The organism is Occallatibacter sp. (genome assembly GCF_049510455.1).
Lineage (GTDB): Bacteria > Acidobacteriota > Terriglobia > Terriglobales > Acidobacteriaceae > Telmatobacter.
The window spans coordinates 1-7,754 of record NZ_JBEKYX010000153.1; the positions used below are offsets into that span (position 1 = coordinate 1).

Annotated in this window: 5 protein-coding genes; all 5 read left to right on the forward strand. The window is 62.4% G+C overall.

Annotation, left to right across the window (positions count from 1 at the left end; all coding sequences use genetic code 11):
- Window positions 1–197 precede the first annotated feature (197 nt).
- The 5 genes from ABSG47_RS19760 to ABSG47_RS20975 all read left to right on the forward strand — a co-directional run bounded on the left by ABSG47_RS19760 (window position 198) and on the right by ABSG47_RS20975 (window position 7,280).
- Window positions 198–1,979: a hypothetical protein gene (locus ABSG47_RS19760; RefSeq protein WP_424171912.1), complete on the forward strand. Its 1,782-nt coding sequence runs from the start codon at window positions 198–200 to the stop codon at window positions 1,977–1,979.
- A 222-nt stretch (window positions 1,980–2,201) separates the two neighbouring features.
- Complete coding sequence (gene rnc / locus ABSG47_RS19765) at window positions 2,202–3,053, forward strand: ribonuclease III (RefSeq protein ID WP_424171915.1); 852 nt, start codon at window positions 2,202–2,204, stop codon at window positions 3,051–3,053.
- Window positions 3,050–3,829 carry a signal peptidase I gene (gene lepB / locus ABSG47_RS19770; protein WP_424171918.1) on the forward strand — a complete coding sequence of 260 codons (780 nt, stop codon included), beginning with the start codon at window positions 3,050–3,052 and terminating at the stop codon, window positions 3,827–3,829. Before rnc ends, lepB (ABSG47_RS19770) begins: the two co-directional genes overlap by 4 nt.
- A 156-nt stretch (window positions 3,830–3,985) precedes the next feature.
- A complete protein-coding gene (gene lepB / locus ABSG47_RS19775; protein ID WP_424171921.1) occupies window positions 3,986–4,807 on the forward strand; it encodes a signal peptidase I in 822 nt (273 codons plus the stop codon).
- A 118-nt stretch (window positions 4,808–4,925) separates the two neighbouring features.
- On the forward strand, window positions 4,926–7,280 hold the full coding sequence (locus tag ABSG47_RS20975; protein WP_481133042.1) for an AsmA family protein: 2,355 nt from the start codon (window positions 4,926–4,928) through the stop codon (window positions 7,278–7,280).
- Window positions 7,281–7,754 lie beyond the last annotated feature (474 nt).

A 7,754-nucleotide genomic window follows, 5' to 3' on the forward strand; every position in this document is an offset into this window, starting at 1 on the left:
CGACCGTACTTCTCGAACATACTCTGACTCGCAAGACTCCGCTGCCTCATCGCGCACTCCTCATAACTATGTGATTAAGCAATCAGGCTGTGGACGCAGAACTTGTGCAGAGTCTCCTTAGAACCAGGAAAAGATCCCCAACCTCCCATTTGACCCTGCCCAAGCGTCTAACTATAAACTTCAGGCAGGGATAATTCATGCTTTCTCGTCCGTCTTCGCTCTCCGCTGCGCTCGCCTTCGCTCTCTCGCTCATTGCCGTTCCCGTTGTCTTGCACGCGCAATCGTCCAGCTCTCAGCAAAGCTCCTCTTCCTCAGGGCCCCCAGTCCAGCGAGAGAAGGCTCCTTCAATCGTCGATCCCGCCGGCCCCACCGTCTCGCTCATCAGCTCTGAGCCGGTCTTCATCATGGCCTCCGCGCTCAATGCCTGCGGTTACGACGAAGGCCTCGACGAAAGCTCTCCCGTCCGCAAGAAGGTCCGCGACGAGATCAACGGCGCGCTGGCCATCAGCGAAGACGCCCGCAAAAAACGCGACGCCGCCTGCCTCTACATCGCCCAGCACCGCATGACCGGCTCGGAGCGCGACATCTCGCAATACATCTCGCTGGCGCTTTATCTCAGCCCGCCGCCCGACCTTGAAACCACCGTCGAGCTCACCGAGATGCCGCCAGACGCCACGCAGGTCGCGGAATTCGCCCCGCTCCTCAAGGACTTCTCCGCCGCCGTCGATCTGCACGGAATCTGGCTCACTCTGCGCCGCTCCTACGATGACGAAATCAACACCATCCACGATCCGCTCTCGCAGATGATCGTCGGCACCAACCTCTATCTCAAAATGCCGGCCTCTGTCTACGATGGCCGCCGCTTCGTTGTCGTCATGGAGCCCATGCTCTCGCCGCGCACCGTCAACGCGCGCATCTACGGCCCCGATTATGTGGTGGTCACCTCGGCCGTCAACGGCAAGATCCGCATGAACGATGTCCGCCACACCTATCTGCATTACATGATCGATCCCCTGCTCTACTCGCGCGCCAACGCCATCGACCGCTCCCAGCCGGTCCTCAAGACCATCCGTGACGCTCCGCTCGAATTCCGCTACCGCTCCGACACCGTCGCGCTCACCGTCGAGTGCCTCATCAAAGCCATCGAAGCCCGCACCATGGAAACCGGCGTTCCCGACTTCAAAATCCCCGCAGGCGTCGATCGCTCCGACCTTCCAAAGTATGAAGGCGAGCGCCATCAGGTCGAGGCCAGACAGGAAGCCGTGCGCCTGGCCAGCGTGCATCATGACACCGCCCAGGGCTTCGTGCTCACGCAGTATTTTTACGATTCGCTCATCCAGTTCGAGAAAGACCCCGCCGGCCTGCGTGACACCATCGGCGAAATGGTCTACTCCATGGATGTAGACCAGCAGGTGAGCCGCGCCAAGCGCATCCAGTTCGACACCGAAGCGGACGCCGACGTGCTCAGCCGCCCCAAGCCACGCAAGCTCGAAGGCCTGGACCTCGCCGAAGCCAAACTCCAGACCGGCGATCCCGCCAGCGCCGCCAAGTTGGCACGCCCCTTCCTCACCGATAGCAATGCCGACAGCCTCCAGGCCGCAGCCGACTCCGCCCGCGCCAACTTCGTCCTCGCGCGCGTCGCCCTCATCAACAAAAATCCCGAAGAAGCCGCAGGCCGCTTCAAGACAACGATTGATGCCAGCAAAGACCCGCGCCTGCTCGCCTGGTCCCACATCTACCTCGGCCGCATGCTCGATCTCTCCTGCCAGCGCGACGAAGCCGTAGCCGAGTACAAGGAAGCCTTGGAAACCCGCGACGGCCAGCAGGACACACGCCTCGCCGCCGAACGCGGCGTCAAAACCGCCTACGCGCCAGTCCAGGGCCACACCTGCCAGGACGACGACGCAGACGACGCAGACCCCAAAGCCGACCCAAAAGCCCCAGCCGCTCCAAAACCGCCAGCGCCAAAACCACAGTAGTGGACTAACCATTCTTGGTTTAGCAATACAGTACGGGTGCCCCTGGTCTCGCTTTTGAGACCAGGGATACCAAAAATTTCAACCCTCCGGTCTTTTCCCTCCAGCCAATCAGAACATTCCTCACCTCTCCGCGAACTTCGGTCGCAATAAACCAAACCCCCACCCCAAAACGTCAAAGAATGTAAACTGACTTTCGCTGGGGGATCGGCGATGGAAGCACCTGTGAGCGAACTGGAAGCCGCGCTGGGACATGCATTTGCCCGGCCTGAGCTCTTGGTGCGCGCGCTCACCCATCGCTCCCTCGCTCACGGCAAAACCAGCGCCAACGGCGCCGCCGAAGCCCCATCCGGCGACAACGAACGCCTCGAATTCCTCGGGGACGCCGTCCTCGGCCTCGTCGTCGCGGAAGCCCTTTTCCTCCTACACCCTGAGTGGACCGAAGGCGAGCTCACCCGCATGCGCGCCCAGCTCGTCAGCCGCCAGAACATGGCCCTGGTCGCCGGCGCAATCGACCTCGGCCGCCACCTCCTCCTCAGCAAAGGCGAAGACCGCAGCGGCCTTCGCCGCAAAACCACCGTGCTCTCAAATGCGATGGAAGCCGTTCTCGGCGCGCTCTTTCTCGACGGCGGCCCCAGCGGCAATCTCGCCCCCGTCCGCGCCTTCGTCCGCCGGCACGTCCTCGGAGAAGCCGCCGATCAGCTCGCCCGCGAAATGCGCTCCGGCGACGCACTCGGCAACTACAAATCCGCCCTGCAGGAGCATCTTCAGTCCACGCACTCCGGCACACCCGTCTACCGCGTCAAAAACGAGTCCGGCCCCGACCACCGCAAGCGCTTTCTCGTCGAAGTCCGCCTGAAGCCTCAAGCATCCGAAAACGGCAACGCGAGCCCCGAGCCGCCAGGCCCCGGTAAGCCGCTCGCCCGCGGCCTCGGCACCACCAAAAAGCACGCCGAGCAGGACGCCGCCCGCCGAGCCCTCGCTCACCTCACCGGCACAAAAACCAGCCCATATCTGGAAACCCGGTCACTCGACACTCCGCCCCTCAACACATCCGAGGAGGCAGCCGCCGAATGAGCGCGCCAGCTTCCATCCGGACTCAGTCTCCGCCGCCCCAAACGCATCGCCTTCGCCTGCCCACCCCAGCTGAAGCCCTCGCCTCGCTGCTCCGCACTCTCGTCGTCGCGCTCTTTCTGATTACCTTCCTTATCCAGCCCTACCTCATCCCATCGGAAAGCATGGAGCGCACCCTCCTCATCGGTGATTTCCTGCTCGCCAACAGGCAGATCCTCGCCCCATCCGACGCGCTCTCGCACACCCTCCTTCCCTATCGCGAAGTCCAGCGCGGCGACATCGTAGTCTTTCACCATCCCCGCCCGCCATTGCTCATCAAGCGCGTCGCCGGCATCCCCGGAGACCACATTCGCGTCGACAACGGTCATCTCTCCGTCAACGGCGTTCGCATCCCCGAGCCCTACGCCGCCTTCGAACCCACCGCCTACAATCCCGCCCGCGACGTCTTCCCCGGAACCGTCTACTCCGATCCCAACGTCAGCCCCGACTGGTGGCACAAGCTGCCCAGCCTCGTACAAAATGGTGAGCTCGTCGTCCCGCCCGGCCAGTACTTCGTCCTCGGCGACAACCGCAATCACAGTGAAGACTCGCGCTTCTGGGGCCTTGTCCCACGCGATGCCATCGTCGCCCGCCCCATGCTCATTTACTTCTCCGTTCGCCGTCCCTCATCCACAGATGTCGAGCAAGCCCCGGATGATAAACTCGGACACGATAGAGAACTTACCGCAAAGCTAACCGGATTCGCCCGCTGGGAGCGCATCTTTCGCGTCGTCCGATAGAAATTACCGTCAGAAAAGCCTTGCAGACTTGAATAGAGATTACGAACCTGCTTGAAATAGTTTTGTAACAGGGCACGACTTCAGTCGTGCCGAAAGTAGCCGAAAAACGATGGGGCTTTAGCCCCTGAGGGAATTGCACTCAAGCCAGAGCCACGAATGACGAAAACAAGCGCCGCCGAAACCGTCCCCGCAGCCGAGCTGAAAACCGGAGAAACCTTCTTCGAGGCCATTGCCAGCTACGCGGCGGTCTTCGTAGTCGGCCTTTTCATCTTCAATTTCATCGGTCAGAACTTCGTCATACCCTCCGGCTCCATGGAGAACACTCTTCTTGTCGGCGATCATCTCTTCGTTGACCGCGTCACCCTCTCGCCCGGCCACAATTGGTTCCCGCTCATCCATTACCGTGAGCCCCAGCGTGGCGACATCATCGTCTTCCTCAAACCCGTCCCAGACGATGAGCCCGGCTACGACACGCCGCAGTATCTTCACCTCGTCAAGCGCCTCGTCGGCGTCCCCGGCGACCACATCCACCTGCACAACGGCGTCGTCTACATCAACGGCGTCCCGCAGCCGTTTCCCAAAACCTACCTCGATACGCCGCCGCTGGACATGAGTGACCAGCAGTTTCTCGACGAGTTCCCCACCTATCCCGTAGTCCCGTCACCTGGTAATTACAAAACCGAGCAGTGGGCCACCGAGATCAACTCCCACATCGTCAACGGCGATCTCGTCGTCCCTCCCGGCAAGTACTTCATGATGGGCGATCACCGCCACGACTCCGCCGACTCCCGCTTCTGGGGCTTCGTCCCGCGTGAAAACATCGTAGGCCGCCCAGTCTTCAACTACTGGTCCTTCCAGACCCCGGACGGCGCGCTCGAACAGCCCGGCATCGCATCCAAAATCTCATGGATCGGCCACGTCGTCCTGCACTTCTTCACCGGCACGCGCTGGTCCCGCACCTTCAAAGTCATGCGATAGAATCTGGCATATTTTCAAAAGGTGTCATCCTGAGCGAACGGGGCCCCGAGCGTTTTTCAGCTCGGGGGTGGTGAGTCGAAGGACCTGCTTTTGCTTTCAGCAATTACGATTACAAACAATGACCTCCGCGCCCAAGCCAGACATCGAGCCAGCCACTAAATCCTGGCTCCGGCGGCACATTCGCCTGACCCTCGGCCTGAGCATTGTCATTCCCATCCTGCTGCTCATCTTCGTTCCGCCATACATCGGCATCACCCGTTATAAAAGCCACATCACCCAACTCGTCTCTGCCTCGCTCGGCCGCCCCGTTCGCCTTTCTTCCGTCGAGCTCCGCATGCTTCCCCGCCCCGGCTTCGTCCTCACCGATCTCGACGTCGATGAAGACCCCGCCTTTGGCGCAGAGCCAGTCCTGCACGCCGATACCGTCGTCGCCTCCGTCCGCCTCTTCTCCCTCTGGCGCGGCCGCCTCGCTCTCGATCGCATCAGCGTCGACCAGGCCAGCCTCAACCTCGTCCGTAACCCGGATGGCCGCTGGAACGCCGACTCGCTCTTCCGCACCGCCGCACCCGCCCCAGACACAGCAGTCACGGCTACCCGCCGCCCATTGCCGTACATGGAGGCCACCAACTCCCGCATCAACGTCAAATTCGGCATAGAGAAGATTCCCTTCTCGCTTACCAACACAGACGCCTCGCTCTGGCGTGAAGACGACGGCTGGCACATCCGCCTCCGCGGCCAGCCCGCCCGCACCGACATTCCCACCGACCAGGCCGACACCGGCATCGTTCGCCTGGAAGCCACCATGCGCCCGGCCTCCCAGCTCAGCCACATGCCGCTCCACGTTGAAATGGACTGGCGCAAAGCCCAGCTCGGCCAGCTCTCGCTCCTCATCCTCGGGTCAGACGAGGACTGGCGCGGCGACCTCACCGGCGAGCTCCACGCGGACGGCTCCGTAAACGCCCTCACCATCTCCACCCGCCTCCGCGCCACCGGCGTCCACCGCGCCGAGTTTGAGCCCGTCAACGCGCTCGACTTCGACGCCAACTGCAGCTTTCTCTATCACTTCTCCGCCCGTTTTTTTGAAAAAATCGAGTGCAACTCACCCGTCGGCGACGGCCGCGTCCACCTCACCGGCAGTATGCCCGCCTCGCCCGCCGGCCCGCAGCTCGCACTGGAACTGGACAAAATTCCCGCCCAGGCCCCGCTCGACCTGCTCCACACCCTCCGTGGCAACTTCAATCAGAGCCTCTCCGCACAGGGCTCCTTCAGCGGCAAAATGACCTACGCAACGGGTGCGGCTGATCCGCCACAAACACCGGATGCACAAACGCCGGGTGCCCCATCCATGACGCGGCTTCATCGCGCCATGGGTGGGAAAGCCCCATCACCATCCCTTCAGGGCAGCTTCACCGGCCAAAACCTCCGCCTCACCGGCCAGGGACTCGACAACCCAATCTCGATCGCGAGCCTCGTCCTCTCGCCCGCGCCGCCCCAACCCAATCAGCCGCCGTCGCTCACAGCCGCCATCGCCGTGCCCACAGGAGCGCCCGCGCCGCTCGCCATCACCGCGCAGTTAAACCATCGTGGCTTCGACCTCGCCATTCGCGGAGCCTCATCCCTGCCGGCTCTGCGCGATTTGGCCCGCGCCACAGGCATTGCTCAGGATGGCGCATTGACCCAAGTCACAAGCTCCGCCAACGCCCCCATCTCGCTCGATCTGCGCGTCTCCGGACCCTGGTTTACTTCCACCTCGTTCGCCGCGGCTACGCCCAATCCCGATGAAGGCGCCAAAACTCTCTCCGGCTCCGTCGCCCTCCGCAATGCCGCCTGGAAGCCCGATTTTCTCGCCTCGCCCGTCGATCTCGGCTCCGCCACGCTGCGCTTTGAAAACGGCCTCGCCATCTGGGATGGCGTCACCTTCGCCTACGGCCCCCCAGCCAACCGCATTCGCGGAACCGCCACCCTGGCCATGCCGCTTCCATGCTCCTCCGGCGAGCTCTGCGCACCGCATTTCACCGTCCGCTTCACCGCGCTCGACCTCGCCACGCTGCAGCAGGCATTGCTCGGCGCACACGAACCGGGAACCATCATCTCCTCGTTCATCGATCGCTTCCGCCCCGCCACACAACCTGCAGGTGGAATCGCACGGCATCAAATTCACCAGTTTGGATGCGCGCATCTTCGGCGGCCAGATCCGCGGCACAGCCTCTCTCGCGATTCCAGCAACCCAGCCCGCCATGCCCATTTACACGCTCGACGCCTCCTTCACCGGCATCAATCCCACGCCTCTCAGCAAAGTCCTGGGAGAAAAATGGGCCGGCGGCCCCATCAGCGGTTCCGGCACTCTGAAACTCTCCGGCTTCACCCCCGCCGACCTGGCCTCCAGCGCTCTGGGAGCCCTGAACTTCGACTGGCGCAACGGGCGCATCACCCGGCAACCGGATCAAGCCGCAGACTCTTCGTCCCAGACTGAGTTCACACGCTGGACCGGCACAGCAAAGATCGATAAATCCGCCATCACCCTCGGCGAAAACAAGCTCCAGCAGAGCGGCGGCAAACCCACCAAAGCCGAAGGCTCCCTAACCTTCGCCCAGCAACCAAAGCTAACCCTAATCACCGCCCCCACTAACCCACAACCCTAGTGGCGTCATCCTTCTTGGAGGGAGCATGGGTCTTCAGGCATGAATAAAGCCGCATGGTTAAAGTGTGGCTTTAGCCACGGGCCTTTCCCGTGAATGAGAAGGACCTCATCTGTTTTTCGTCAGTCCCACCACTCCCGCCAGCCCGCTAAAATAAACCCATGCCCTCTTCCATCTCCTCCCCCATCACCCTCCACTGCCAGGGAATCCTCTTCGACATGGACGGGATCCTCATCTCGTCCCTCGGCTCCGTCGAGCGGAGCTGGACCAAGTGGTCCAACATGCGCGGCCTCGACCCCGCCTACGTC